This window comes from Psychrobacter sp. 16-MNA-CIBAN-0192 (assembly GCF_040309565.1).
Classification (GTDB): domain Bacteria; phylum Pseudomonadota; class Gammaproteobacteria; order Pseudomonadales; family Moraxellaceae; genus Psychrobacter.
This window is the reverse complement of the sequence record NZ_JBEOOX010000628.1, coordinates 1-243: the sequence shown is the minus strand read 5'-3', so window position 1 is coordinate 243 and position 243 is coordinate 1. Positions and strand designations below refer to the sequence as shown.

At 67.5% G+C, this 243-nt stretch carries 1 protein-coding gene; it reads right to left on the bottom strand.

The annotated features are described in order from the left end of the window. A partial coding sequence (locus tag AAEY78_RS14640; RefSeq protein WP_352340189.1) for a hypothetical protein occupies window positions 1–243 on the bottom strand: 243 nt, incomplete at both ends.

Sequence of the window (243 nt, the reverse complement as noted above, 5' to 3'; positions counted from 1 at the left end):
CTGTACCGCCAATGAACTCCACACCGGGCAACAGCGCCAGGCGCAGGCCGGCCAAGGCGTGCAGCAGATGCAGGCGCGTGTCGTCTTCGTCTTGCAGGCCCTGGCCGTTGAGGGCACGGCGCGTGCGGTCCAGGGTCATCAGCAGACCGCTGGGCGCGGGCAAGCGTTCACCCGCCTTCAGGCAGGCCTTGAAGTAACCGCCCACGCCTTCCACCACCTGGTTGAGCAACACCCGTGGCACAC